Here is a 26,487-nt window from a genome sequence, read left to right as displayed (position 1 = left end):
AGCGAGGGGGCGGGCGGCGCAGCGGCCAGCCGTCGTCGACCACGCAACGGGCCAGACGCAGGCGGCCGGTCTCGGTCAGGGGTGCGTTACGGTGTGGCATGAGGGCCTTTCTGGGAGCCGGTGCAGATGTCGCAATCCACACCGAGCCAGAAGGCCCTCACCTATTTCAAGATCACCCCACCGTGAACCCCGTCACCAACCTCCGTGGTCAGAACATCTAGGCCTTCGTCCGCGTCGGTGTTCGGGGCCTCTGGCTCCTGAAGCGTGGTCACGCCGCCCCCTGCACGGTGTGGTGTGGGCACGCCTTCACAGGCCACGGCAACCGGGCGCCAGCGGTCGTGGTCGTGTAGACGTAGCCGGAATCCATGAGGCCGTCGAGCTGGCAGCCACAGCGGACGCACGCCCGCCCGTACAACTGCTCGCCACTGACCTCAATCCTCTGGGCCGGCCCGACTGGTGGCTCCCAGTCGACCATCGTGGGGTGCACGGTGGCCATCACGTCTTCCGCAGAGTGCATTCGGGGCACGTGACCACCTGCCAGGGCCGGCCAACACCGTTGCCGTCGGGGACCGTTACGGTCCCGGCCGACACAAGCGGGCGATCCTCGTCTGCGGTCTGGCCGCACCCGATGCATGCCTCGCCATGGAGACGGGCGATGCTCACCTGCTCGGGCAGCGGCAGGCGTCGTTCCAGTACATACGCCATGGGTGGCGTCCTCCGCTCAGGGCGAGCGATCTCTGACACCACTCATGCTGGCGACCCGCAAGGGCACCTAGGGACACAGCTTGTGTCCCTAGATCAGACGACGTGGGCCCATTCCGCGAACCCGATCAGGCTGTCGCGGTCGGAGCGTTTGGTGCGGAGCAGCGACTTCAGGGTCTGGTGGACCTGTCCGTGCTCGCGGACGTGCTGTGGGGCGATCCGGCGTGCGACCTGAAGCGACTCGAAGGCGTCGTCTTGGAGGTTCTGCCAGAGCTGGGCGCGGGCGATGTCGATGTAGAAGTGCGAGCGTCGCTCTGCCGGAAGCCACGCCGGGGGCTTCCAGGTGCGTGCGGCGTTGAGGACGGTGGTGGCGTTGCCGAGCTCGACGGCGACGGCGACTTGGTGGATGTGGAAGCTGTCCGGGCCGAATGCGGTGCCGGCGTACACGCCTTCGGGGACACGCCTGGCGCAGCGGTCGGCACCGGCCAGGTGGGTGTGGGCGCGGTCTTCGTCTCGGACTCGGCCGGCAGCGACGGCGGCGCGCATGTGCAGGGCGCCGACCGCGGCGGTGACGTGCCGGGACGCGTTCGCCGGGGCGGCGTCGATCGCGGCCTCCAGTGTCCGCAGCCCGGTGGCGAGGCTCTGAGGTTGGCCGGCCGCGAAGAACGTCTCCATCCGGACGTACGCCGCGGTCGCGTCCAGTGCCGGATCCTCGGCCTGGTGGGCGGCCCAGCGCATGAGCTCGATGAGGCGGACGGACAGGTCGTGGTATCGGAACTTGTACACAACGGCGTCGGCGGACCGGTAGGCGGAGGCGAGGAGCGCGGCGGCCTGCTGGCGCTCTGCGCCCTGGAGGGTGTGTACGGCTCGGGACAGTTCAGCGAGGAGGTCGGGCAGCGTGCGGGTGATTTGCGCGTACTGGGAGTCGAGGCGCTTGTGCTCCAGGCCCGCGGTGGCGTCGCGCAGCTCGCGGAGGGATCGGATTGGGCCGTCGTCGGGGAGGTCGTAGGCGTCGATCGCGGCCCTGAGGGTGGGGATCGTGGCGTGGACGCGGCTGCTGGTCAGGCTCGCGGTGCCGAGGAGCTGCTCGGGGTCGACGTCGAGCGCGTCCGCGACCGCTTCGAGGACCTGGTCGCTTGGCCGGCGGGAGCCCTGCTCGATCTTCTTGATGGTGCTGGTCGATACGTGTGCGGCTGCCGCGAGCTCGGCTTGATCGAGGCGCTTGAGGCGGCGGGCGGCGGCGATGCGCGCCCCCACCGTGTCCGGGTTGCGCGGTGGCATGCTGGACTCCGTTCCTGACTCACCATCTGGAACGGTACCGGTGCAGCTGATTGCCGTGCAGGTGAAGCGCCCAGCCTGTTCTCCAGCAGGCTGGGCACGCTCGCATCACGAGAGCAGGGTGGCGAGCTCGGCCAGCGAGTTGATGCGGTAGTCCGCGGCGGCGGCCTCGGGCTGGTCTGCCCACAGGTAGCCCCAGGGTCCGCGGCGGATGTGGCAGGCCTTCAGGCCGGCGGCTTGGGCGGGGGCGATGTCGTTGGCGGGGTGGTCGCCGACGTAGAGGATCTGCTCGGCGGGCAGGCCAGTCCACTTCAGGACGCAGTCCCAGAAACCACGGTGGGGCTTCGCGGCGCCCCACTCCCCGGATGTAGCCACACCGTCCGCTGGCAGATCGAGCGCCCGCAACAGGCCGGCGACGCGCGCGGTCTGGTTCCCGGCGACGTACACCTTCAGGCCGACGTCACGGAGAGCCTGGAGGCCGGGGCGGACGTCGGGGTAAAGGTCGGTGTCGTCGAGGTGCTCGCCCCTGCCCCACCGCTCGCGCTTCTCGTATTCGGCCCAGATGTCCAGGTCCGGCTTGATCAAGCGGAGGGCGTCGGCATTGTCGCGGCCTTGAGCGACAACGGCGCCGACGAGCGCGGAGAGGGTGTGGTGCGGCACTTCGAGCCAATCGGCCCAGTCTGCCCAGAAGCGACGGTCGCTGGTGATGGTCTCCCCGACGTCAAACACGACTGCGCTGATCTGAGGCATGCGGGGAGCCTACTGCGCACCAGCGTTGCCTGTGGGTGCTACTCGGACCACGGGTAGGGCGGCGCGGGCTCGACCGGCCCCAGAGCGCCGCAGGCGAGGTCGTGAGGCTGCTGGCCGCCCTGACCGTGGCAGTGCGGGCACTTCGGCCGGTCGTCGCCAACGGTGCCGACCTGGTAGCCCCAGCCGCGGCAGTCGAGGCAGAGGTCGCGGTCGGGCGGCGGACAAGAGCAGTTCATACCCGGCAAACGATCAGCCGAGCGGTCGGTGACTGCCTCGCCGGTCTGTCGCGGCCTGGCCGTAAGAGTGGGGTCTAGGTGAAGATCACGCGCGACTGCATTCGCGACAGATCCTTGCGCGGGCCCTCCAGTCGGAGGGCCAACTCCTCTGCTTGTTCTCTCCTCGCCGGGAAACTAGCCCGACGTCAGGTCCCAAAGTCTCGTGGTGCCGTCGAGGCTGCCCGTAGCGAGTGTCTTGCCGTCGGGGCTGAAGGACACCGCGTAGACCTCGTTGGCCTGGCCGGAAAGGGTGATGGTGACCTTTCCGGTGGCTACATCCCGCAATGTCGCCGAGTTTCCTTCATTGCCCGTCGCGAGTGTGTTGCCGTCGGGGCTGAAAGCCACCGCGAAGACGACGCCTGCGCTATTGGCGAGAGTGGCAGTGGATTGGCCAGTGGAGGTATTCCACAGGCGTGCGGTGTCGTCGTTGGCGCCGGTGGCGAGGGTCCTTCCGTCGGGACTGAAGGTCACCGATGTGACACCGTTGGTGTGACCGGCGAGGGTTCTGAGGGTCTTACCGGTGGCGGTGTCCCACAGCTTGGCTGTTGTGTCGGCGCTTCCGGTGGCGAGGGTCCTTCCGTCGGGACTGAAGGCAATCGAGTAGACCGAATTGGCGTGACCGGCGAGCGTCGTGATGGTTTTGCCGGTGCTTGTGTCCCACAGCCGTGCAGTGTTGTCGCCACTTCCGCTCGCAAGAGTCTTGCCGTCAGGACTGAATGCCACCGAGTACACAAGGCCGGCGTGGCCGGTGAAGGTGACTATGGACTGGCCGGTGGTGACGTCAAACAGACTCAAGGTCTTGTCATCGCCAGTGGCGAGCGTCTTGCCATCGGGGCTGAACGCCACTGCGATGACACCCCCGTCCTGGCTGACGAAGGCGGTGATGGTCTTGCCGGTGGCGACGTCGCACAGCCTTGCCGTGCTGTCGGTGCTGCCGGTGGCGACGGTCTTGCCGTCGGGACTGAAGGCCACCGCGTGGACTGCAGCTGTCTGGTCCGTGAGAGTGAGGTACTTGATGTGGCGGGCGGGAGTGGTTGAGCTACTAGGAGTGGCTGAACCGGAGGAACCGGCTGAGCGGTGACGGGATGGACTGCCCTCCAGCTTCAACAGAGCGGTCAGGCCGCCCGCCAGCGCGGCGGCTCCCAGGGCGCCGCCAAGGACCACGCGACGGCTCACCGTCCCTCGCCTGCCTGTCAGCCCCGACGGGGGCGCCGTGATGGAGGGGCCCTCGCTCACGCGAGGTTGACGGGTGAGCTGTCGGGCCGGTGCTGACACGGTTGGTGCTTCGCTATCAACGTCCGGCTGCGTGCGAAGGTCTGCGGATGAGCCGTTCCTCGCCCCGAGGTTGAGTTCGCGCAGGCGCCGGGCAACCTCGGTGGCAGCCGGGCGGAGAGGCGCATCCCGGACTAGGAGCTCGGTGAGGATCTCGGTCAAGGCGCCAGCGTGGGCGGGCGGGGGCAGGGGGTGCGTGAGGATGCTGGTAATGACAGCCATCAGGTTGGCGCCGGTGTGCGGAGGCTGCCCTTCCACGACTGCATAGAGCGTGGCGCCCAGGGACCAAAGGTCCCCTGACGCCTCCACCTGCAGGCCATTGAGTTGTTCAGGCGGCATGTACTGCGGGGTTCCGATGACGGTCCGCGAGGAGGTCAGGGTGGCCACAGAGTCCAGGATCCGCGCGATGCCGAAGTCGGTGAGGACGGCCCGATCGCCGTCCAACAGGATGTTGTCGGGCTTGAGGTCTCGGTGGACGATCCCGGCGCTATGGGCGTGCGCCAACGCGTCCGCAACTTGCGCCCCCAAGGCGGCGGCCTGCGGCCACTCCAGTCGGCCCTGACGGGCGATCAGGGCGCCAAGCGAAGGGCCGGGCAGGAGTTCCATGACGATCCACGGTGCGCCGGCATGGTCGACCACGTCATGGACGGTGACGATGCCGGGATGGCGCAGCCGGGCTGCCGCTTCGGCCTCCACTCGGGTGCGCCGGATGAGACGGACACGTTCCTCGGCGGTGAGTTCAGGCGCCAGCAGAACCTGCTTGGCCGCAACGTGGCGACCCAACACCTCGTCCGTGGCTCGCCACACACGGCCCATACCACCCTGGCCTATCACCTCGGCTAACCGGTAGCGCCCGCCCACCAGTTCACCACGTGTCCCCGTCACGTCCGGAACCCTACGCCCGCGAACAACGATGTCTCTACCCTGGCTTCAACTAGCGCCTCGCGGCATGACCGGCCCCAGCCACCCGTTCGGCGGCTGGGGCCGTGGTGTCTCCAGCGGCGCCATTTCGGGCGGGCCCCCCGATAGCTGCCGGTGTGTAGGGGCGGGCGGGTTCGGTCAAGGCCGCGGGGACGGCGGGGAGGATGCGAACGGCGGTGAGCTGCGCGGGCTTGACGGGTTCCGTCCGCCCCGGATCATCGGGCGGCGGGGGGCCTGGCCGTACGGAGAGCGGCCATCGTCCGTGACGGGTTGCCGGGCGGTGGCGGTGTGTTCGGGGTTCTCTGTGGGTCTGGTGGCTCGCCTACTAGGGCTTTGCGCCGCCAGCCTGGGGCCCGCCCCGAGCGGGGCGGAGACAGGAGCGGGGGCGGGGATCCCCGGGCGGCGGCGCGCGGCCCGCCTGTGGCGGGCTGCCCTGATCCAGTAGAGAAACTTTGAACACGCCCCGCGTACCGCCTGACGTTCCGGCGAATCCGCATCTGGGTGGCTGCTGCTCGATCGCTTCGGCCCAGGCCCAACCGCTGACCCGGATGACTCCGCCGGCAGGGCGTGACCGTCCGTGGCCGCTCGCGGGGCACCCATCACGCGTATCTAAGGGCTGTCGCAATTGGTGGCTGACCCTGTCACGCCCGAGGATCCGCTCCCGCTGACGCTGTGCGGACAGGCTGCTCGATGGCAGCCGATATGGGATGGATCGGCTAGCTGATCGGCCGTCCCTGCCCGCGCATCTGCGCCGCGCCAAGCGGGTCCACCAGGTCGACGGCGTCGATGAACAGGGTCGGAAAGGCAACGTCGCCGTCGTCGCTCAGGTTCAGGATGTCCTGGCTCCCGTCGTCCGGGATCTCCTGACCGAAGCACTCGCTGATCGCGGTCGTGCCGACGGTCTTCGGCACCAGCGCCACGGCGGCGCTCTGCCTGGCGGCGAGGCCGTCGGTCGCAGCCACGATGGCGGCCGACGACGTGGTCAGGACAGTGTCCATTCCCTGGTCGAGCATCATCACGAAGCCGGGCAGCCCCTCCAGAAGCTCGGCGGCGTCGCCGGCCATCCCGGGCGGGACGGTGGCGATGAAGTGGGTGTGGTCCTTCAAGGCCGTGGCGATGCTCTGGGCCGCCTCTTCGCGGCTGATCACGGAAGCCCCGGCGGGCTTCGGACTCTGATCGGACATGACCTATTCCTTCGTCGAGTTCTATCAGCGACTGGGCTGTTCCGTGCGGTGACCCTGTCCAGTCTGCGGGAGATCTCGTGCACTGGCAGGGGTTCGCGTCACTGCGCTCGTGAAGCTCATTCGCCCGGGCGAGCCGGCCACACCGCCATGCCCGGCATCGCCTGGCTGCGCAACCTGCTCCAAGCCGCGTAGTCCATCCCGCCCCCGCGCCGAACCTGGGCAACGCCCACCTCGAAGATCAATTGCGGGACAGGCCTTAGCCAAGCGCCCCCGGCCACACCAGAGCAAACCGTGAAGATCGCCTTCACATCTCCTGCGCATTGTCCGGATTGTCAGGGAGAAATTCGCCATGGTTGCGCCAGGGGTCGCCATGGCTCGCCATGAGTACACGGGGTGGTTTGTGCCATAAAGTCCGATTTTTTTTGAGAGAAGCGCATTCTACCCTTGGCAAACGTCCTCCAAAGTTAGCCACAGATTTCAGCACATCACCACCAGGGTCAACGAAAATGAAAAGCGCCCCACGGGAATCCCGTGGAGCGCAACTCGGAGCCGTTTCGCCTATGGCTTCTTCTTCAGCAGCATGTAGGCGAGCCCAACAACTGCGACAGCCGCCTCCAGCGGCGCCGCGAGCGCGGGTGAGTGGTAGGTCAACGCCGCCACCATGGCTGCGAGGAGTAGCAGCACGAGTGCTGCGAGATCAACATGTCCGTCCATCGCGGTCCTGTCTGATCAACTCGGACCCCCCTGAGATTTAGCCGTCGCCAGGGGGGTCAACTCGCCCTGGAATCTCCAGGGTTGAAGGCAACGCCCTCGCTGCGCAATTTAGGGCTCGTCAAGCCCATTGCGCATGGAGTGGATAGCGTCTGATCGATTTTGGCGAAATCCTTTAAGGCTTGCGCCGTCGTATGCTAGAGATCCACGCAAGCGAGAGCGTCTTTCACCTCGGATGGTCGCCCAAACGCATGACCGACTTGGACATTGTCCTAATTGGCAAGCAAAGGATGGATTGTCCCAATAGTCGCGCGGGCAGCCGGGGTTCAACGCCGCACGCCGGGACCTCAAGTCCCAAGCTGCCGGTTCTGGACGCTCGGGAGGGCCGTTCCTGCTCCCGCCGGCTCAGCTGTGGACGGAACGGCAACGGGAGACGGGAAAGGGCCGGTCGGAGTCAGTCCATCCGCTCGTCGATGAGCCGGACGAGCTTGCCGGTGCGCGGATTGACCGTCAGGTCCTGGGCGCCGACCCACTCCACCGCCAGCGGATGGATGAGGCCGCGCCGTGCCTGCTCGTCGAACATCGGGCGGGCCTGGCAGAGACGCCGGGCGATGTCCTGGGCCAGCGCCTGCCGCTCTCCGTCACGCGGGGCGCCCGCCGAGCCCGCCTGCTCGCCCTCCGCGTTGTCCGCGAGCCGCAGCACCAGCTCGTCGCGCTCGCCACGGTGCCGCAGCACGATCTGCAGGTCCGCGATGCGGTGATGTGGGTCGGCCGCGGCCACGACACCGCGCAGGTCCTCCAGATAGACGGTGACGACACCGACCCGAGCGCCCTCCTCGGCGCGTCCCAGCAGCCGGAACCGGCGCCGGGGGAAGTCCGTCCACTCCGCAAGATCGCCGACCGGGTAGCGGATGACGGGCATCAGCCGGCGGGCGAGATCGGTGGCCACCACACGCCCGGGGCGGCCCGGCTCCTCGATCGGCTCGCCGGTCTCCGGATCCAGCAGCTCGACAATCTTGTCGGTGGTGAAGACCTGGTGGATCCGCGAGTCCGGCTCGCCCGCCACCGGTCCGGCCAGGACGCCGGCGTCCACACTGGCGTAGCCGATGGAGCGGACCCGGGCGCCCGGGAAGGCCTTGGCCAGCAGCGCGAGCTGGTCGCTGTAGAAGGCCTCGCCGCTGAAGAGGACCAGCCTGACGTCAGGCAGCGTGCCGTGCGTGGCGACCACCTGGCGGGCCAGCCGGCAGAGCGAGGTGGGCGGGGCGGCGAGCACTGTCGCGGAGAAGTCGCGCAGCGCAGCGATGGTGTACTCCAGTGGCGCGGCGCCGCCGATCGGCAGCTGGACGGTGGGGATCGGCGCCTCCTGCAGGAGGTTGAGCGTGAAGACGAAGCTGGAGTAGAGCTCTCCGGCATAGAAGAGATTGGCCACCCGGTCGCCCGGGAGCAGTCCGGCGGCGGGCAGGCCCTCGCCGAAGCGGTGGCACATCGCGCGCCACTCCTCGCGGGTGTAGCGCGAGACGCGGGGCGCGCCGGTGGTGCCGCCGGTCTTGAAGACGATCCCGTCGTCGTGCGGGCCGGTCAGGATCCGGCTGGTCGTGGGGCCGTGGGCCTGCCAGAAGGCGGTGTGGTCGACCAGCGGGAGCGCGGTCAGGTCGGCCGTTGCGGCGGGCAGGCCGGCGTAGAGATCACGGTAGAACGGCGAGTGTTCCCGTGCGAAGGCGATCAGGTCCGCTGTCTGTTGGCGGTTCATCGGTCCGGGTCCTGTCGGTGTCGTCTCGTAGTGGAGGTCGGGGTCCGCAGCGCGGGGGTGCCGGGTCGGACGGCGCGGGGGCCGTCCGACCCGGCAGGGTGTCAGCGGTTGCGCTTGCGCTTGTCGACAACGGCCAGGAGCTTGCCGCTGGCGGCGGTGCGCTCGAAGCCGTCGGACGGCAGGTGCTCCACGCGCAGCTCCACCAGCCGGTCCCGCACGACCGCGGCCGCGAGCTCGGGGTAGCCGTCCAGGAAGTCCTGCGGGGTCGCGCGCACCTGCGGCCGCGTCCCCGCCGAGGTCTCACGCGCGTCCGCGCCCGACGCCTGCGCGCCCGCAGTCCCCACTTCCGCCTCCGGGGCCAGCGCCTCCCGGGCCGTCGCCTCGGAGGCCTGCGCCTCCAGCCGGACGGTCAACGACTCACCCGCGTCGTCCTCGTCCAGCACGATCTGCAGCGCCCCGCGGTGGCCGAGAGTCTCCTCGGCCACCGCGGTGAAGCGGCGGAGGTTGAGGAAGTGGCTGCCGCTGCGGAAGATGTCCCCGAACCGGCCCAGCAACTCGAAGCGGGGAGTGCGTCGTCCACACGGGCACTCACCCGGCATCCAGCGTCCCAGGTCGCCGATCTCATAACGGTCCAGGCGCTGGCCACGGCGCGTGTGCGCGGTGAACACCAGGCGGCCGGTCTCGCCCAAGACGGCGGGCCGGTCCTCCTCCAGGGCGAGGATCTCCAGCGTCTGTAGTCCGCTGAACAGGTGGTGCACCCGGTCCGGCGCATCCGGGCACTGGTAGCCCAGCGGGCCCGCATCAACGCTGCCGTAGGCGGCCGAGCGGATCAACTCCACCCCGAACTCGCTGCGCAGCCAGTCCTGCTGCGCCTGCGGAAAGTGTTCGCCCCCGTAGAACACCTTGCGCACGCCTCGGTAGGCGCGCAGCTCGGCTTCCCCAGCGGTGAACACGCGCAGCAGGTAGTTGGGCATGCCGAACAGGGTGTTCACCTGGTGCTCGACGATCGAGCGGGCGACCAGGGCGTGGTCCTCCTGGGCGGCCATCGGGAACTGCACCGCCTGCAGGGTCTCCAGCACGGAGAAGAAGCTGGGAAAGCCGCCGTAGAGCAGCCCACCGAAGAAGAGGTTCATGGCCCGGTCGGTCCGCGCGTCGAAGCCCGCCGCGAGCAGGCCCTCGGCACCTGAGCGCATGTGCTCGTGGTAGTCGTCCCAGGTGAAGGCGGACAGCTTCGGCGCGCCGGAGCTGCCGCCGCTGCGGAAGAACACCTCGGCCCGGCTCAAGTCGTCCTGGAGCAGCTCGAAGTCGGTCTTGGAGACCACCTCGACTGGCGGCGGCGTCAGTTCGCGGGCGGAGACCAGGTCGTCCAGGCAGGCGTCGCCGGTGAACCTGGCGTCCAGCTGCACGTCCACCCGGCGGCTGTAGCGCTGGAGCGCGTAGACGCCGTCGTGCGGCTCGCCGTTGTAGCTGTGGAGCATCCGCCCGGGCACGGTGACGCGCTGTGCGCCGGCCGCGAGCACCGCCTGGGCCAGCTCCGCGGTGTCGGTGCGGCCGGCACCCAGGCCAACCGTCTGCAGGTAGCGGCGCATCGGCCGCAGCACGTCCACGATCCGGGTGCGCGGGAGCGGCTTCACCCATACCGTGCGGTGCAGCGGGGAGGCGCGCAGCGCGTTGCGAGTGTCGGCCAGGACCCGCCAGCTTCCGTCGGCGGCCTCGTGCACCCGGGTCAGCCCCAGATGCTCCTCCAGCCTGGCGACCAACACAGTGTTGCTGATCTCGGCGCGCTCCAGTAGCTCCGGAGCGGCCGGGGCGAGAGCGGCCACGGTCCGGTCGAGGACCTCGGCGAACCGCTCGGCGAAGGCGAAGACCTGGTCCGCGTCCTCCGTGTCGAGGTAGACCACCTGGGGGCTGGAGCAGGCCTGCTGGTCCAGTCGGCAGATGTCCTCGGCGATGCCGCTCAGCGTCGCGGGAGAGGACCAGGTGTCCTTCGTCAGGTAGCTGAAGGACAGCTTGGGTCCCCAGTCGACCAGACGGCAGCCCGGCGGCACCAGGGCCGCCACCCCGGCGATCGCCTCCTCACCGCCCCACGCGGCGACTGCGTCGGCTTGCGCGCACAGGCGACGCAGCCAGTCGGTGCGGCTGGAGGGGAAGTTCAGCACGATGGTCCGCGCGGCGATCAGGCCGCTGGGGTCCAGCTCGGCCAGCTGGGCCAGTAGCAGCTGGGTGAACCGGGATCCGCCGCTGGTCTTGACCGCGTTGACGTTGCCCGCGAGCAGACCCTCGACGACGCTGAGCGCGCCCGCGGCCGGGGCGTTGCCCGGCGCGACATGGACCAACAGGCCGACGGGCAGCCAAGCCTCGAAGATCTCCTCCCGGAAGTCGAAGCGGGCCAGCCGGCCCGGGTCGATGCCGCCGAGCTCGCGCATGAGCTTGGTCTCAAGCGGCTCCCGGCCCAGGGCTTCGGCGAGGTCGTTCAGGGTGCGGGCGGCCTCCTGGGCGGGCACGTCCGACGCCGCGAGCTCGGCGGCCAGACGGGTCGAGGGGCCGCTGTTCGGGTCGGCCAGGGCCGCGGCCAACCGGTCGCAAGCAGCCAGGACGACCAGCGGGCTCAACGGCTGCCCGAGCGCGGCACGCACGTCGTCGCCGAGCCCGTCCAGACGCCTGTCGGCCTCGGCGTCGTCCACCCAGGCGCCCTGCCAATAGTGCTGATCGATCGTCATGACGTTCCCTTGAGCAGTTCGGCGGCGGCGATGGCACAGCTGCGGTTGCGGCTGACCCCGGCCCGGCCGTGGACGGCGAACCAGGGGGTTGGCAGGCTGCAGCCGCACTCCTCGGGGGAGTGCTGCGAGACCAGGTCGCCCATAAGCACCGACTGGGCCGGCACCGAGGTGATGTAGGGCGAGACGAACTGGGCGTAGCCGCGCTCCCCGTAGGGCAGCGGTTCCAGCGTGCCCACGTCGCGGACCAGCATCCGCGACCAGGTCGGCACGTGCAGGCGGTGGTTGGCGCACTCCATGTAGAGCACCGAGTGCTCTACGGCGCCGTAGCCATCGCGGATCCGCTCGTCGGGAATGCCCAGCTGCTCGTGGATGCGCCGGTACAACTCCGGCTTGGCGACCTGCTTGTCGGCGTGGCCCTTCCAGCCGCCGCCGAAGACGACCAAGGAGCGCGGGTCCAACTGCACGGGCGGCAGGCCCAGATCGCGCATCCGGTCCAGGGTGAACGAGAGGAAGGCCGGGAAGCCGAGGATCCGCACCGGGGCGCCCTCCTCGGCGTACCGGACCAGGGCCCGGGCGCAGCCGAAGGGGTCGAACTCGTGGCTGGTGCCGGTGTGCTTGAGCGCGTACTCCACGGACCGCACCGGGGCGAAGTGGCACAGGTACTCGTCCGTGAAGGAGGTGCCGAGGTTGAGGCCGGGCCGGGGCTGGTAGTTGGAGAGCAGGTAGTTGACCGGTTCCTGCTCGCCCAGCCAGCCGTAGAAGTCGAAGACCCGGGCGACCATGCGCTGCCCATTGCGCAACGTCCACTGGTCGAAGAACATCTGCGACTTCTGGCCGGTGGTCCCGGACGAGGTGACGTGCAGGGCGATGTCCTGCTCGGGGACGGAGACCACCTCGTGCGCCTTGAAGAAGTTGGCGTGCACGAACGGCAGTCGGTGAAGCTCGTCGATCCCGCCGAGCGGCGCTCCGCCGGTCGGCCCGGACGCCCACAGACGGGCGAAGAACGGGGACCTGGCCGCATGCCAGGCGTTCGACTCGTTGATCGCCCGGACGAACAACTCGTCCAGCCCGGGGCCGACGGCGTAGGGCTCGGCGATGTCGCAAAGCCGCTGGACATGCGCGAGCGCGGCCGGGTCCGGGACCGCGACCGGTTCAAGATACTGGTTCACTGGAAAATCCCGTGGGTGTTGAGGTACTGCTGCTTCCACAGCTCGATGTACTGCTCGGTGAAGGGGCGGAAGGCGGCGTCAATGGCGAGGCCGCGGAAGTCGAGGGGCTTCATGGTGCGCGCCATCACCACGTAGTCGCGGTAGCCGTCGCCCTCGCGGCGCATGGCCGGGTAAGCGGCGGCCGGCAGGAACCCGTGCCCGAGCAGCAGGTTCAGGTCCGCGTAGTGGTCCAGCGGCAGCAGCGTTTCGATGTGCAGCGCACCGTGGTCGGAGAGCGTGCAGATGACCGCGTCCAGGTCGCCGCCGCGCTCCGCGAGTGCGGGCGCCGTGGCGACCAGGGCGCAGTAGCCGTCGCCCCGGTTCAGCTGGGCGTACACCTCGAAGCCGCCGTCCTCGGCGGTGAGCAGGACGTTCGGCGCGTGGAAGGGGTAGAACCGGGCGCCGGGATCGGGCAGCGCCTCGGCGAACCGCCGCCGGACGAACGCGGGCGCGTCCACGAGTTCGAAGGAGGTGGCAGCCGTGGGCGGCACCGGGCCGGTCGAGGTCTCCGGCGTCCGCTGCTCCACGTGGGGCCGGGGCGCCTCGGCCAGGCCGACGGTCTGGTGCAGTGCGTCGACCAGGCCGCCCAGTCCCGCGGGCACCCGGGGCACGGTCAGGCGCTGTTCGAGCACCCCCGGCCGGTGTCGGGCCAGCAGCACCATCGTCTCGTGCCGCTCGGACTTGCGCAGGTTCGGGAACACGCCAAGTGCCCGGAAGTCGCTCTGCAGGCAGATCCGTTGCGGCGCCGTGGAGTTGGTGCGGGCTGTGGCATAGACCGAGTCCACCGGTTGCTCGGCGAGAAGCCGATCGCTGAGCTCGCGCACCGCCTGCCGGGCGATACCGCCGCCCCGGGCGTCGGGATGGACGGCCAGTCCCTGGAGCTTGCCGAGCCGCTCCTGGGGAGCGACGGTGCCGAGAATCGAGGCGACGAGGCGTCCGCTCGAGATGTCCCGGGCCACCAGCCAGGTGGTCGTGGCGGAGTTTATCTCCCGGGCCATCACCTCCCGGTCGGTGCCGAGAGGCAGGGTGTAGGTGCTGCCGTAGACCGCCCGATAGAGCGTCAGAAGTTCGTCGATGTCGCCCGTGCAGGCAATCCGGAAATGCGCAGCCAATCTGTCTCCCCAAAAATCCCCGCGGCCGCCGGGGTTCGCCCGGGACCGGATCTAACCCTCGCAATCGGAACGGTTCCTGGGTGAGGTGTCCGCGTGTGGTGGAGCCTGCGTGCGGCAGGCCGCGTCGCGGCCCTGCCGGCGTCTTGGACCAGCACGGCAGCGAACCGAATGGAGGAGTCGGAGCCGCGCTGCGAGCGGGCCGACACGATCCACCCTAACCGCTCGGAAGGGTGGCAAAGTCACGTCAACTGCCTTTTCCTGCACGAGAACGCCGGAATGCGACGAGGATCACATCGAGTGCGAACGGCGTCGGCACGGAAAGCGACGGCCCGTCAAATCCCCGAGGTCACGCCACACGCAACAAAGGGCGGCCGGCAGGCTTCATGGCGGCACGTCAGCTCACCGCGTCCGCGGGCCGCGCGCCCTCTTCCTCCCTGCCGCTCGGACAACAGCCGTAGTGCGGCGAGGGCGTGAGTGACCGCCAGCAACAGTGGCTTACTACTTGCCGGTAGCATGCCGTGTACATGCCCAACCGCTCAAGCCGACTGACGACGAAGGTGACCCTCCGCATGTCCGTGCGTACCCTCGCACTGCCCGCGCTCGCCGTGTCCGCGGTGCTCTCACTCAGCGCCTGCGCCTCGACGTCGCCGACCGCCACGTCCCCCGAACCAGCCACCTCCACCGCCCACGCAGCCGCCCTGACCACACCCGGCCCGACCCGCAGTCCGCTGCCCCCTCCGCCGCCCGGCAACCCGGCAGTGACACTGGTGGATCCCGACGCCGGCCGCACATCCACCGGCCCGTCCGCTGGTCCCTCGACCCACCCGTCCGACGACTCATCAACCCGGTCGACATCGCCCGGTGGCCCAGCGCTCAAACTGACCTCCTACAACCGACGCACCGGCAAGGCAGTCCTCGCCGTGGTCGGCACCGGCAAGGACACCCCCAGCCCGAACGCCACAGCGGCAGCGGCCGGCGCCGTGCGCCCCGGCCGGCTGATCGACAGCCCACCCACGGCCGCCGCACCACACGGCGCCCTGCTCGCGATCACCGCCGTCAAGCCCGCAGGGCAGGACACAGTCGAGGTCAGCACCCGGCCAGCGACCATATCTGAACTGCTCGGCCAGACCTGGGCCAACATCAAACGCGCCCTGGACCCGCACCAGATCCAGATCACCCCGCAGCTGAAAAACCTCAAAGCCACCTACGTCCCCAACCCCGACGGCGCCGACGCCTCAGCGTCCGCCGCACTGGAACTGGACATGAGCGACGCCGTCCCGCTGCCCGGCGGCGCGCAAGCCGCACTCAACGGCTCGCTCGAACTCGACCCAAGCGTGATGTTCTCCTACCAGGGCTCCCGAGGCATGCTCGCCCCCGAACAGGCCAGGGTCGGCTTCGACCTCGGCGCGCACGCCCGCTGGCACCTCACCGCCGGCCTCACCGGCTCCACCGGCCGGGTCAAGATCCCCGTCGCCACCCTCACCGCCTCCCCCGTCGTGATGGTCGGCCAGGTGCCGGTGGTGATCACCCTCAACGTCACCCTCTGCGCCGAGGTCAGCGCCGACGGCACCGTCACCGTCGACACCACCCAGGCCATCGACGGCAACTGGGCCATCCACGCCGACTACACCAAAACGGCCGGCTGGACCTCGACGACCGAACCCGTCGCCACCACGATCTCCCCGGTCAATGCCTCGATCAATGGCCACGCCTCAGTCCGCACCGGCCTCGAGGCCGACGGCTCCGTCGCCCTCTACGACGCACTGGGCGTGAAGGCCACCGTCGAACCGTACCTACGAGCCGACGTCGACGGCACGGTATCCATCGACTCCGCCAACCGCGTGCCGACCGTCCAGGGCCAAGCCCGGCTCTACGGCGGACTCGACGTCAACGGCGCCGTCCTTGCCCGCATCGCCGTCCTGGGCACACCGCTGGCCGAGCACGACATCCCCTTTCCGGTCTACCACCACGAATGGCCCATCCTCACCCGACAGTTCGCTCTGCCCGGCGCCCAGCCCGCGCGCTGACCGTCCCCCACGGCCGTGGCGGCTGTCCTGCGCTCAGGCCTCTCGACGGTCTGTTCCGCGCCGACTCCACCCCCACCACGCGACAGACGGCGTCGCACCGCCCCCACTTACGGGCCGGCGCGACGCCGTCTGTCGGCAGCCTGGCGGCGGCCAAGGGCCTGGTGGATCGGGGTCCTCGGGTCGTGGGTGGTCAGCGGCGACAGCATCGGTCAGGTGGCTGGTCGGGCAGCGCGGCGAGGCGGTTGAGTGCGGTGGTCAGTTCGAGGCTCCAGGGCCAGGTGGCGGCCATCCGCAGGCGGCCAGTCCACCGACGCAACCGGCAGGACATCAGCCAACACGGACAATGACACCGCCCCACCCAATCGCACTCACTCCGTCCTTCAGAAGCCCTCCCCGCCGTACTGCCCTTCCCGTCGCCGGCGGCCAGGCCGGCGCGCGCCGCTGCACGGGGCCGTCGGTCGCGCCATCTAGGATCAGCAGCACGCTTCATCCGGTGGCGAGAAGGAATAGACAGCGGAGCACGCGGCTAGCCGCGAATTCCTGTGGCACCCGCGGAACGAGAGTGATCGTCAAGTCTTGTGAATCCCCCGTCGGGGTTGCGGCGCCTCAGGCGGCGTCGGCTTGAGACAGGCGGACTTCGGGGGCGTGACTGCACTCGATGGCCGGTCAATCGGCAAAGAGGGCATGTCTTGTGCGTTCGAGTCCGCGACACCGCCTGCTCAGCGCGTCGAGTGCCCGTGTCGGTGCCTCGTGGTGACAGACCTTCATCGGGCTGGCGTGCGGGCGCTCCGGCCCCCTGCCTCTCCGCGACTGCGGCCTGGACTGCGAGCCGCAGCCAGGGCCTACCCGAAGGGCGTCCGGTCCGGTTGGCAGACAGTGCCCTTGGCGGGGGTGACGAGATCGACAAGGTAGCGCACCCTCGCCTCGTCGACGCATTTAGAGGAGCTAACAAAATGGCGAGCGCAGTCCTCCAGCCGGGTGTCGGCCAGGAGCCTGAGTTAAAGCGGTCGCGCTCCTGACGGAGGGCGTCGTAACGTGCGCGCCGTGGACGTTGAAGATCCGAAGGAAGTGGTTCGGCGCGGGTATGACGTGCTGTCGGAGCTCTATGAGCGGGCATTTGGCAGCGAGACGAAGTACGGAACGTGGATCGGGGAGTTGCTCGGTCGGCTGCCTGAGGCAGGCGCTGTCCTGGACATCGGGTGCGGCACCGGGGTTCCCGTGGCCCGTTCCCTGGTCGCGGCTGGGCACCGCGTGACGGGTGTCGACATCAGTGAGGTCCAGATCCGCCGGGCCCGGGAGCTGGTGCCGGGCGCCGACTTCATCCGGGCTGATGCCACGACGTTGGAGCTTCCCCAGGGCAGCTTCTTCGATGCCGTCGTCTGCATGTATGCCCTGATCCATGTTCCGGTGGAGGAACAGCCGGCCCTGCTGGAGCGGGTCGCGTCCTGGCTGCGGCCGGGAGGCTGGTTCTTGAGCACCACGGGTTACCGGGCTTGGACCGGCACCAATAAAAACTGGCTTGGTGGCGGGGCCGCGATGTGGTGGAGTCACGCCGATGCCGTCACGAACCGCGCATGGCTTGTGCAGGCCGGCTTTGACGTGGTCCACGAGGAGTTCGTGCCCGAGGGCGACAGCGGCCACGTCCTGTTCTGGGCTCGGCGCTCTGAGGCGCGACACTGACAAGCTGAAGGAAGTTGGTCGGCGGCACCGAGTCTCTGACGGAGTGAGGCTCCGGATCGGTGATCAAGAGGGCCGGCCCGCGCTCCGGATGTTCAGCACGCGCCTGTAGGTGATCACACAGCAGGCCAGCTTTAGGAAGGCTTCATGGATGTCGTCGCGGATGTCCCAGCGGATCCGTAATCGGCGGAAGCCGTGGATCGAGGCGTTCGTCCGCTCGACCACCCAGCGGACGGTGCCGAGTCCGGAGCCGTGCGGGACGCCCCGACGGGCGATCACCGGTTTGATCCCGCGCTTCCACAGCAGTCTTCGGAACTTGTCATAGTCGTAGCCCCGGTCGGCGTAGAGCTGGTCGGGGCGGTGGCGTGGTCGGCCCCGTTTGCCTCGGATGCGCGGGATGGCGTCGACCAGCGGAAGCAACTGGGTGACGTCGTGGCGGTTTCCGCCGGTCAGCGCGATGGCCAGCGGAGTCCCGCGGCCCTCGCTTCTCTCCCCCACGGGGCCCGGCCATCGTCACATTCACACACCAAGTACGTCCCCCAGGGTCATTGCGTGATCGACAAGTGCCCGAACTAAGATTTTCGTGTCTGATGCATCGTCATGGGTTAGTCTGCGGCGGGTCGACCGTGATGCGTCTGGTCGATCTTTGCGAGGTCTGCTGCTCGCCTCACTTCGTCTGCTGGGCAACGGGCCGACCGTGCGGGGTCAGCCCGTTGCCTTTCGGCGGGCGCGGTAGGCGGCGACGGTGGTCCGGCTGGCGCAGGCGTTGGAGCAGAAGCGCCGGGTGCGATTGCGGGAGTCGTCGACGTAGAAGCGTTCACAGTCGACGGCGCTGCATTGGCCGATGGTGACCGCCGGGTCGCCGCAGACGACGTGGGCGAGTGCCGCAGAGCAGCTACGCCCGAGCCAGCTCACGGCGTCCTCACCGTTCGGAGCGAAGTGCAGGTGGGATGCCCCCTCGCCGTCGTGGTCGTCGACCCGGATCAGCGGAGGGTGCTGTTCCAGCAGGGTGTTGATGGGACCGATCGGACCAGCCTGCGAGGCGGCCTCCACCGCGGCGCGCAGGCCGGGCAGGAACGCGGCGAGCCGCTCGCTGTCCGGTTCGGTGATCTGGTGCTGGCGGAACATCTCCCGGCGCAACTCGCTTGGGCTGTCGCCGTTGACGATCTCGACCGCGAGGCGGGTGAGGTTCCCGATGTAGTCGACGTAACGCACTTGACCACCTACCTTTCAGCCATGCAGGGTAGGCATCATGACTACTGATGCCACCTACATGATGGACGGCGGAGCGGCCGTCGCGCGAATGCTGAAGCGCATGGGCCGGTGGGACGAGGCACTCGCCGCCTTGCCGACGGACGCAGTGGCAGAGCGGGCCGAGCTCTTGGTGGACAGCTTCTGGTGGCGGCTGCACGGCTCCGAGGAGGCCGAGGAAGCCGTTGGCGCGCTGCTGCAGACCGGGCCGATCCTTGCGGGTTATCTCGGTGCGCAAATCCGCTACACCCGGCTGCTGTTCGACCTGGGCCCGCGCCCCGACGACCTCCAGCAGGCCCGTCAGGGCTTCGCCGCCGCCAGGGACGACGTGCCGCTGGCGGGCTGGGCCACCTTCTGGCTCGGCGTACTGGCAGACAACATCGACGAGGACCCCCACACGGCCGGTGCGGCCTACCAGCAGGCGTTGAAGCACGCCCGAGACCACAGCGACGCGCTACTGGAGTCCTACGCGGCACGCCACCTCGGCGACCACCTCCTGGACCATGACCATGAACACGGCATCGCCCAGCTGCGCAGGTCCTACCACCTGCGGGCCGCCCTCGGCGCCCGTCCACAGACTGCCGCGGCCGCCCTCACCCTCGCCGCCGAACTGCCGCCCGGGGCCGAAGCTGACCAGCTCCGCGAGGCGGCTGGCCTGACCGCCCGTGAACTGGGGTTGACCTGGCTGCTACGCGCGCTCTGACGGCACGGGGGCACACATGACGCCGTGATGGCGCACCACCCGGGCCGGACGCCGCATACCCGGACCCTGCATCGGCCACCTGCACTGGCGGGGTACGCGGCCCAGCGGGCCCCGGCCACCCTCAGCGCCGGACTGGGGAGCTTCCAGGGCCATCAACCGGAAGACGGCGCAAGCACGGCGTCGCGATCACCTGGCTGCCCAAGCCCGAGAGCCAGACGCAGCGGGTCTTCCTGACCCCCGACGGCCGGGCCCTCTACGGCGTCCTCAACGGCCACGCAGTACTCCCCGTCGATGTGGCCGCCAGGAAAGCCGGCCCGCCCATCGCCATGGACGCCTGGTACCTCGCCGCCACCGCCGACAGCAAAACCGTGTACATCAGCAATCGCGACAAGAACACCGTCACGCCCATGAGTGTGAGCACCGGCAAGACAGGCACACCGATCCCCGTGGGCCACCAGCCGACCCAGCTCGTCATCGTGCCCTGACCATGCACGCGGCGAGGGGCACTGACAAGGCGGCACCCTTCGCCCTACTCATCCACCGCTCCCGCGCTGTGTGACCAGCCGTCCGTTCGCGAGGTCGAGGTCGGCGGTCATGAGGAACCGCAGTTCCTGGCCGGGCAAAGCGCGGACCGCGACCACCTATCTTCCGCACGCCGGACGGCATGCCGGTGACCACCGTGTCCCGCCCGTTTTCCCTCAGCGGCGGTCGGTGCGGCGGGCACAGGCACGGGCGCGGTCGCCACACCGGCTGGAAGACCATGGGCGGCGGCCGTGACGCGTCGGGGTCACAACGTCCGGAGGTCGATCGCGGTGACGTCTGAGACGGGGGGTACAGCTGCGGCTGCGTGGTGATGACGACGGAGTCCGCGCGGTTGTGTGGGCGAGGTCCGGCGGTCAAGATGACGTGCGCGGCGTGGCCGGCCTGCCAGGCACGGTGGCTGGAGGACGACCTCCGGCAGATGCCAGACGCCGACCCGCGCGTACTGCGGCAGGCCGCCGGACCGGTACCAACCGTGCGCACAGCGGCAGCCGCTTAGGTGACGGCAGGAGTGCTGCGGAGGTCGGCCGACAACGCGCGGCGGCCTGTGGCGAAGGTGGCAACCTGACGGGCGACCAGCTTCAGGCGGTCTTGGGTGTCATGGTTGGTCAGGGCCGAGCAAGCGGCGCTGTCCACGGTGACACCGAGCGGGGTGGGCCAGCCGCGCAGGGCGTGGACGATGTCGCGCAGGGCGCGCAGGGTGTTCGCCGGGCCCTGGGTGCCTCGGCCTACGGCTATGCAGCCGACGGCTCTGCCGTCGAGGTAGGGGGAGGCGTCGTCGCGGAGCTCCTCCAGGTGGTCGAGTGCGTTCTTCAGCAGCCCGGACACCGAGCCGTGGTAGCACGGTGAGCCCAGCAGCAGGCCGTCCGCGGAGGCGACGGCGGTGAGGAGGTCGAGCGCGGCGCTGCTCAGCGGTGCGCCCGGAGTGCCGTAGTGGGGTAGGAGCAGCCGGGAGCCGCTGAAGAAGTCCACCTGCGCTCCGAGCGACCGGGCGTGCGCGGCTGCGATGCCGAGGGCGCGCTCAGTGGTGGAGGGTGTCCTGGTGCTGCCGCATAGTGCGACGATCCTTGCGGGGCGGGTCAATCCGGTGGCCTCCTTTCCGCTGTCGTGGCCGGGCGGTGTTGTCCCGGGTCCCGGCCCTGGGGCCGGCCCGAGTGGTCTTGGTCGGTCTTGGGTGGCCGCCGGTCGGGTCGTCAGGCGCGACACTGGGCGCGCCGCGCCTCCAGTTCCGGCAGGTCGGCTCCCGGCAGGGTGAGCGCGCGGTCGTAGTCGGCCAGGGCTAGGTCGGGGCGGCCGTCGGCCTGGTACGCGATGCCGCGGTTGAGTAGGACGTCGGGTTCGTCTCCGACCAGGTCGAGCAGGGCGCTGAGGTCTCGGACCGCCGCTTGGTGCCGGCCTTGCTCGTACTGGACGACGGCGCGGTTGAGCAGCGCGGCCGGATAGTCCGGGTCGGCGGCGAGGGCCGCGTCCAGCGCGGCGAAGGCCTCGGTGAGTGCGCCGCGCTGCAGGGCGATCGTGCCGCGCATGCAAAGGAGTCGGGGCTCATTCGGTTGCAGCTCCAGGCCGGCGGTGACGTCGGTTTCGGCTGCCTCGAACTCTTCGAGCTGGAGCAGGAGTTCGGAGCGCGCGAGGCGAGTGTCGGTGTCGGCCGGCTCCATCGCCAGGACGTAGGCGAAGTCGGCGAGCGCGCCCTTGGTGTCGCCCGCCTCGACCCGGGCGGTCCCGCGGTTGTAGTACAGCTCGGGGAACGGCGGAGCGAGTTCGACCGCGCGGTCGTAGTCGGCGAGCGCGGCGGTGAAGTCGCCGCGCGTGCGATGTATCCGGGCCCTCTCGCAGAGGTAGTCGGTGTAGTACGGATCGAGGTCCACAAGAGTCGAGTAGTCGGTGAACGCCTCGTCCAGCCGCCCGGTGGCCGTGAGCAGACGCGCCCGGTTGTACAGCAACTGGGAGCGGTGCAGCTGCCACTGATTGTCCGTCAGACTGGCGTCGAGCCGGGCGATGCAGGACTGCACCAGCTGAAGGGAGCGGCCGAGGTTGCCCCGGTGCATCTCCACCAGGGCCAGGCCGTTGTCGTGGAAGACGCTGAAGGTAAGGCGCTCGGCCGGGTCGGGCAAGATGCCCGCGATCGCGACGGCGTTGTTCTGCCAGCGCAGTGCCAGATCGTGGTCGCGGGGCTGCAGGAAGCGGGTGTGCAGCATGGCGATCGAGTAACTGGTCATCATGTGGACCTTGGGGTCCGCGAACCGCTGGATGACGTCGAGGTAGAGCTCCATCGACTGCGCCGTGCGGCCCAGCGGGATGCAGGCCGCGGCCGCCTGATGGGTGAACTCCCAGAAGTCGTGCTGGTGGTCGGTGGGATCGGTGACGGCTCGACCGCGCAGGCCGAGGTCGATCACCGCGGCCGAGAAGCCGACCTCCACGCAGTGGCGCTGGGCAGCCATCAGGGCCTCCCGGCCGGCTCCGGCGGGGTCGCTGCCGTGCTCGCGGTGGTAGGCAAGCGCTCCCATGCGCGGGCCCCATTCCGGGTTCGCCTGCTCCAGTTCGTCGGCGCGCAGATCGTGCAGGCGGGCTCGCTGTTCCGAGGGCGTCTGCTGGTAGGCCAGTTGCTCGGCGGGGTCGCTGCTGGTGCAGTCGCCGGCGACGTAGGCCTCGACCAGCTCGGCGAGGTGGGCCGTGTCAGCCGGTGCGGTCGTCCCGCGCCGGTCTGCCGTGTCGGCGTCCGGTCGGCCGTGTTCCGGCCCGCAGTCGACGCGTTCCGCATGCCGCGTCAGTGCCCGCTCCAGTTCGTCGGGCAGCTCACTTGGCCGCACGCAGACCGTCACCTGAAGTTGTGCGGGGTCGGCTCGGCGCAGGAGCAGGGCGAGGAACTCCTGCGTGGTCGGCTCCGCCTGGTCCACCTCGTCGAAGACCAGGTGCAGTGGCAGCCCGCCCGAGGACGCGAGCCTTTCGGCGTGGCCGAGCAAGAACGAGACGATGCCCTGGCTCATGCAGCGGATCATCCCGGAGCCGAAGAAGCGGGTGCGTTCCGTGAAGGAAGAATCGTTCGCCAGCGTCCTCGGCGCCGGACCGACCAGGTCGGCCAGCTCGGGCATCCCGTACAGCAGCTCGACCCGGTGGAACTCCACCAGGTCGGGCCACCGGCGGACGGCCTCGGGCAGCACGGCACGCAGCACGGTGTCCACGCCGGTGTACGGGCCGCGCAGCCGCTGGTGGCAGCGGGCGATGACGTCGGCGTTCCGGTTCCCGGAGGCCAGACGCAGTCGGGTTGCCGGTGCCGGGCTCTCGCTCACGATCCTGCGGTGGCTGGCCATAGCGTTCACCCTTCTATCGGGGCGGTCGGAGACGAGGGGGCTGCGCGGTGGGCGTCGGCGGCCCCAGGAGCCGCGGCCGGGGGGCGCTGCCCACGGCGCTTGCGCCGGGCGAGCACGATCAGCGCCGTGAGCTGGCCCGCGTTCAGGACCAGGGAGAGCAGCGAGTCCCAGAAGTGCGCGTCGACACGCCCGGAGCCGAGGGCGTGGGCGGCGATCCGCACGTAGCCGACCGTGACCGGGATGCTGGCGAAGACCGTGATCGCGGCCAGGACGCAGAAGCCGAGCAGGATGAACGGTCCGTAGAAAGTGCCGACCCGGCGGTCCTGCTCACTCCACCGGCTCACGTCGACCTGCCGCTGCGGGCGGCGCAGCAGTCGCCAGACCCGGTTGCGCAGCACGGCTTTGCTCGCGTCGTGCAGGTCGTAGCAGTGCAGCGCGGTGGCGAAGACGTAGTACAGGTCCGTGCGCAGGTACAGCTGGAACTGCCACAGGATCCGCATCACCACGGTGAAGCCCAGCGCCAGGCAGACCCGTCCGGTCAGCGAGAGGCCGCCACCGCTGTCGCGGGTCGACGTCGCGATCAGGTCGAGCAGGGCCAGCACGACGAGGTCACAGAGCATGCCCGCCAGAAACGGCAGGTAGCGCTTGCGGCGCTCGACGCTCATCAGGCCGTTGGTCTGCGTCTCGGCCACGATGTAGGTGAGCCGGTTGCTCAGCCGCAGTTTGGTCGGCAGCCCGAGCCGGCGCCCCGCCAGGATGTGGAACCCCTCGTGCGCCAGCAGCAGCGGGACCTGGCCGAAGGTGATGACCAACTGGACCACGAGCAGCGACTTCACGAAGAAGATCTGCGACGCGGCGGGACGTAGGTCGCTGTGCCGCGCCACGGCGAACGCCCAGAGCACCACGACGGCCAGGTAGCCGAGCCAAGCCGCGGGGGAGAACACCGCGCGTGCCGTCCGTCGGAAGCGGGGTGGAGCCGCGGCCGCCTCCGTCTCGTCCGTGCCGCCGGTGCGCACGAACCCTAACTCGCGGATGGTGGCGACGAAATCGTCGAGATCGACCGGCTCGTCGAAGGTTGCCTCGTACCAGGCCGCGGCCTCGTCCAGGGCCATGCCCTCGCTGAGGCGCCGCAGCAGTTGCGCACCGTCGGCTGGGAAGACTGCGTAGGAACCGGTGTCCAGCCGCCCGACCAGAACCTCGTCGTCACCCTCTGGAACGTAGCTCAACTCGTGTACCGCAAGGGTCGATCCGTTCACCGTACTCCCCACCGTCGGACGGGCCGCCGCATTGCTCCGGCTGGCGCGTGGGCACCCCGGGCGCGTCAGAGTTCGACGCGCCCGGGTTTCTCACGACGTCACCGTCACGCGGAGGCGCCGTACGGGCACTGGCACGCGGCCGAAGTCAGGCGCACGTCGCCGGTCCGGCGGACGGTGATCTTCTTGGCGGTCTTCTTCAGTGCGGCGGTGGACTTCATGAGAACCTCCCTGCTCGCTGTCTGCTCGGCCGGGCGGCCGAGCGGGGACAACCCTCGGGTCTCCGCATGAGACACGTCAATAGACCTGGCATGGCCACAGCGAGGCGGGAGAGACCGGATCCGGCGGCACTTGTCGCCCGAACTGCTGCGCTTCGCTTTCGAACGAAGTGTAAAAATCATGGAGGTTATGTGAGCACAGTGGTCGCAGCCTGTGAACACTGTTGCGGGAGTTGCAGGCGCGACGCCGACGCCCGCGCGCTGGACTGCCCGACGCGGCGGCACACATGACGACCGGGTCGGTGGACTTCGGCCCTATGCGCAACCGGGCCACCAGCCGTACGGGGCCACGATCCTGCCCAGGTCGACAGGGCCAGCCCTGCAGATCACCCCGCAGACGCCAGGCGGCGGGGTCGCAGTCGGCGACATCAGATCCCTACCGTCAACTGCCTTTTCAAGCGGCGGCCCCGAGGGCGATGGCGAGTTCGGTGACGACGCAGGTGAGCTGCGCCTTCAGCTCGGTCAAGTGGTGTCGCCAGGACAGGCAGCGATCGTCGTACGGCTGCGCGGCCCGGGGACGGAACACGATCGGCTTGGACTGCGCCTTGACGCGCCGTTTCGACCCCGTCTTGCTCAGGTTCCCCGCCCGGATATTCGCCGCGAGGGTGGTGTAGGCGTCGTGAATCTTCTTGATGACGTGCTGCGCGGCCTGCGCCCCCAAACCGCGTGCTTTCAGCTGGGCATAGGTGTGCTTGCGCAATTCGTACTCACGCGGGACACCGCGCTCGAACGCCACCGCCGACACCCAGCACGCCGCCTCGTTGACCGTCCGCAGCGTGGAGCGCAGCACGGCGACCTGGGCGGCCTCCGGCAGCAACTTCACCTGCACAACGATCTTCACACGAACGACCCTATCGGTGATCCATGACACCACGATGCGAGCCAAACCCGAGCATTCGCAGGGGCCGCACGGTCGTCCACACCTTCCACGCGCCTTGGTCTTCACACCCAAGTACCGGCGCGTGCCATTCGCGGACGAGATCCTGCGACGTTGCGAAGAGATCATGCGGGCCGTCTGCGCGGACTTCGACGCCGAGCTGGTCGAGTTCAACGGCGAGGCCGACCACGTCCACCTGCTCGTCCACTACGCGCCCAAGATCACCCTCTCGCGCCTGGTCGGCTCCCTCAAAGGCGTCTCAGCCCGACGCCTACGCCAGGAATTCCCCACCCACATCCGCACATACCCGTGGGGCGAACACTTCTGGTCGCCCTCCTACTTCGCCGCATCCTGCGCCGGCGCACTCCTATCGATCACCAAGGAGCACATCGAGAACCAGAAGCACCCGCAGTGACGCGGCACCGCTCCGCGCCACCGCGACTCACAAAGCGATCCCTCCCGACCCTAAGACATCGTTTCTGTTGGTCGTGGCGCTCGTTCAGAGGACATGGCGAGCCTTGCTGAGCGTCTGGTGCCTGACGAATTGTGGGAACTGTTCCGCCGGGTGGTTCCACCGACGGAAGTGGTGCGCCCGCAGGGTGGCGGCCGACGTCGTGCGGGTGACCGCGAGGTACTGACCGCGATCATCTTCGTGGCCACGTCCGGGTGCACATCGCGTACCGTCTC

At 69.3% G+C, this 26,487-nt stretch carries 18 protein-coding genes and 4 pseudogenes; 6 read left to right on the top strand and 16 right to left on the bottom strand.

What is annotated here, in order from left to right; genetic code table 11:
- From DN069_RS31210 to DN069_RS31155, 10 genes and pseudogenes are all read right to left on the bottom strand, one after another.
- Nucleotides 1-100: pseudogene (locus DN069_RS31210) on the bottom strand (IS481 family transposase); the annotation flags it as partial.
- Nucleotides 101-798: 698 nt separating this feature from the next.
- Complete coding sequence (locus tag DN069_RS31200) at nucleotides 799-1,983, bottom strand: helix-turn-helix domain-containing protein (RefSeq protein WP_111506593.1); 1,185 nt, start codon at nucleotides 1,981-1,983, stop codon at nucleotides 799-801.
- A 105-nt stretch (nucleotides 1,984-2,088) separates the two neighbouring features.
- On the bottom strand, nucleotides 2,089-2,730 hold the full coding sequence (locus DN069_RS31195) for an HAD family hydrolase (protein WP_111506592.1): 642 nt from the start codon (nucleotides 2,728-2,730) through the stop codon (nucleotides 2,089-2,091).
- 410 nt (nucleotides 2,731-3,140) lie between these two features.
- Nucleotides 3,141-5,162 (bottom strand): WD40 repeat domain-containing serine/threonine protein kinase, encoded by a 2,022-nt coding sequence (locus DN069_RS31185; protein ID WP_133260098.1) that lies wholly within the window; start codon nucleotides 5,160-5,162, stop codon nucleotides 3,141-3,143.
- A gap of 752 nt (nucleotides 5,163-5,914) precedes the next feature.
- Nucleotides 5,915-6,382, bottom strand: a complete 468-nt coding sequence (locus DN069_RS31180) for a hypothetical protein (protein ID WP_111506589.1) — start codon at nucleotides 6,380-6,382, stop codon at nucleotides 5,915-5,917.
- A gap of 558 nt (nucleotides 6,383-6,940) precedes the next feature.
- On the bottom strand, nucleotides 6,941-7,096 hold the full coding sequence (locus DN069_RS40485) for a hypothetical protein (protein ID WP_165845720.1): 156 nt from the start codon (nucleotides 7,094-7,096) through the stop codon (nucleotides 6,941-6,943).
- A 451-nt stretch (nucleotides 7,097-7,547) separates the two neighbouring features.
- Nucleotides 7,548-8,843, bottom strand: a complete 1,296-nt coding sequence (locus DN069_RS31170; protein WP_111506587.1) for a phenylacetate--CoA ligase family protein — start codon at nucleotides 8,841-8,843, stop codon at nucleotides 7,548-7,550.
- 101 nt (nucleotides 8,844-8,944) lie between these two features.
- The gene (locus DN069_RS31165) at nucleotides 8,945-11,563 is read right to left on the bottom strand and encodes an acyl-CoA reductase (RefSeq protein ID WP_111506586.1); all 2,619 of its coding nucleotides are present in this window, start codon (nucleotides 11,561-11,563) and stop codon (nucleotides 8,945-8,947) included.
- Nucleotides 11,560-12,732: a LuxE/PaaK family acyltransferase gene (locus DN069_RS31160; RefSeq protein WP_111506585.1), complete on the bottom strand. Its 1,173-nt coding sequence runs from the start codon at nucleotides 12,730-12,732 to the stop codon at nucleotides 11,560-11,562. The genes DN069_RS31165 and DN069_RS31160 overlap by 4 nt, the downstream gene beginning before the upstream one ends.
- Entirely contained in the window at nucleotides 12,729-13,883 is a 1,155-nt protein-coding gene (locus DN069_RS31155) for a GNAT family N-acetyltransferase (RefSeq protein WP_111506584.1), read from the bottom strand. The genes DN069_RS31160 and DN069_RS31155 overlap by 4 nt, the downstream gene beginning before the upstream one ends.
- A gap of 569 nt (nucleotides 13,884-14,452) precedes the next feature.
- Between DN069_RS31155 and DN069_RS31145 the strand changes: the two genes are divergently transcribed.
- Together DN069_RS31145 and DN069_RS31140 are read left to right on the top strand one after the other, a co-directional pair.
- Entirely contained in the window at nucleotides 14,453-15,910 is a 1,458-nt protein-coding gene (locus DN069_RS31145; protein ID WP_133260097.1) for a hypothetical protein, read from the top strand.
- 1,044 nt (nucleotides 15,911-16,954) lie between these two features.
- Nucleotides 16,955-17,590, top strand: a complete 636-nt coding sequence (locus DN069_RS31140) for a class I SAM-dependent methyltransferase (protein ID WP_111506597.1) — start codon at nucleotides 16,955-16,957, stop codon at nucleotides 17,588-17,590.
- Between the two features lie 63 nt (nucleotides 17,591-17,653).
- Here the strand turns inward: DN069_RS31140 and DN069_RS31135 are convergent.
- Nucleotides 17,654-18,070: pseudogene (locus tag DN069_RS31135) on the bottom strand (transposase); the annotation flags it as partial.
- Nucleotides 18,071-18,292: 222 nt separating this feature from the next.
- A complete protein-coding gene (locus DN069_RS31130; RefSeq protein WP_243639970.1) occupies nucleotides 18,293-18,802 on the bottom strand; it encodes a CGNR zinc finger domain-containing protein in 510 nt (169 codons plus the stop codon).
- 37 nt (nucleotides 18,803-18,839) lie between these two features.
- Here DN069_RS31130 and DN069_RS31125 point away from each other — a divergent pair, with 37 nt between their 5' ends.
- On the top strand, nucleotides 18,840-19,541 hold the full coding sequence (locus tag DN069_RS31125) for a hypothetical protein (RefSeq protein WP_111506581.1): 702 nt from the start codon (nucleotides 18,840-18,842) through the stop codon (nucleotides 19,539-19,541).
- A 293-nt stretch (nucleotides 19,542-19,834) separates the two neighbouring features.
- Entirely contained in the window at nucleotides 19,835-20,026 is a 192-nt protein-coding gene (locus tag DN069_RS39590) for a YncE family protein (RefSeq protein ID WP_133260096.1), read from the top strand.
- Between the two features lie 550 nt (nucleotides 20,027-20,576).
- Here DN069_RS39590 and DN069_RS31120 read toward each other — a convergent pair.
- The 4 genes and pseudogenes from DN069_RS31120 to DN069_RS31105 form a co-directional block, all read right to left on the bottom strand.
- A complete protein-coding gene (locus DN069_RS31120) occupies nucleotides 20,577-21,164 on the bottom strand; it encodes an NADPH-dependent FMN reductase (RefSeq protein ID WP_111506580.1) in 588 nt (195 codons plus the stop codon).
- A 110-nt stretch (nucleotides 21,165-21,274) separates the two neighbouring features.
- Nucleotides 21,275-23,371 carry a tetratricopeptide repeat protein gene (locus tag DN069_RS31115; RefSeq protein WP_165845719.1) on the bottom strand — a complete coding sequence of 699 codons (2,097 nt, stop codon included), beginning with the start codon at nucleotides 23,369-23,371 and terminating at the stop codon, nucleotides 21,275-21,277.
- 26 nt (nucleotides 23,372-23,397) lie between these two features.
- Nucleotides 23,398-24,618 carry a hypothetical protein gene (locus DN069_RS31110; protein ID WP_111506578.1) on the bottom strand — a complete coding sequence of 407 codons (1,221 nt, stop codon included), beginning with the start codon at nucleotides 24,616-24,618 and terminating at the stop codon, nucleotides 23,398-23,400.
- 774 nt (nucleotides 24,619-25,392) lie between these two features.
- Nucleotides 25,393-25,764, bottom strand: a pseudogene (locus DN069_RS31105) (RNA-guided endonuclease TnpB family protein); the annotation flags it as partial.
- Between the two features lie 23 nt (nucleotides 25,765-25,787).
- On the opposite strand from DN069_RS31105, the pseudogene tnpA reads away from it, so the two are divergent.
- Nucleotides 25,788-26,215 (top strand): annotated as a pseudogene (gene tnpA, locus DN069_RS31100) (IS200/IS605 family transposase).
- Nucleotides 26,216-26,308: 93 nt separating this feature from the next.
- On the top strand, nucleotides 26,309-26,487 hold a 179-nt coding region (locus DN069_RS42695; RefSeq protein WP_341538517.1), incomplete at its 3' end, for a transposase.

This window comes from Streptacidiphilus pinicola (assembly GCF_003258295.1).
GTDB classification, from domain to species: Bacteria; Actinomycetota; Actinomycetes; order Streptomycetales; family Streptomycetaceae; genus Streptacidiphilus; species Streptacidiphilus pinicola.
The sequence above is the reverse complement of the archived record's forward strand: the minus strand, read 5'-3'. Positions and strand labels throughout refer to the sequence as shown.

Coding starts and splice junctions, on each gene's coding strand:
- DN069_RS31195 (WP_111506592.1), bottom strand. CDS start 2,730: ATGCCTCAGATCAGCGCAGTCGTGTTTGACGTCGGGGAGACCATCACC.
- DN069_RS31125 (WP_111506581.1), top strand. CDS start 18,840: ATGACTACTGATGCCACCTACATGATGGACGGCGGAGCGGCCGTCGCG.
- DN069_RS31165 (WP_111506586.1), bottom strand. CDS start 11,563: ATGACGATCGATCAGCACTATTGGCAGGGCGCCTGGGTGGACGACGCC.
- DN069_RS31145 (WP_133260097.1), top strand. CDS start 14,453: ATGTCCGTGCGTACCCTCGCACTGCCCGCGCTCGCCGTGTCCGCGGTG.
- DN069_RS31180 (WP_111506589.1), bottom strand. CDS start 6,382: ATGTCCGATCAGAGTCCGAAGCCCGCCGGGGCTTCCGTGATCAGCCGC.
- DN069_RS40485 (WP_165845720.1), bottom strand. CDS start 7,096: ATGGACGGACATGTTGATCTCGCAGCACTCGTGCTGCTACTCCTCGCA.
- DN069_RS31200 (WP_111506593.1), bottom strand. CDS start 1,983: ATGCCACCGCGCAACCCGGACACGGTGGGGGCGCGCATCGCCGCCGCC.
- DN069_RS31170 (WP_111506587.1), bottom strand. CDS start 8,843: ATGAACCGCCAACAGACAGCGGACCTGATCGCCTTCGCACGGGAACAC.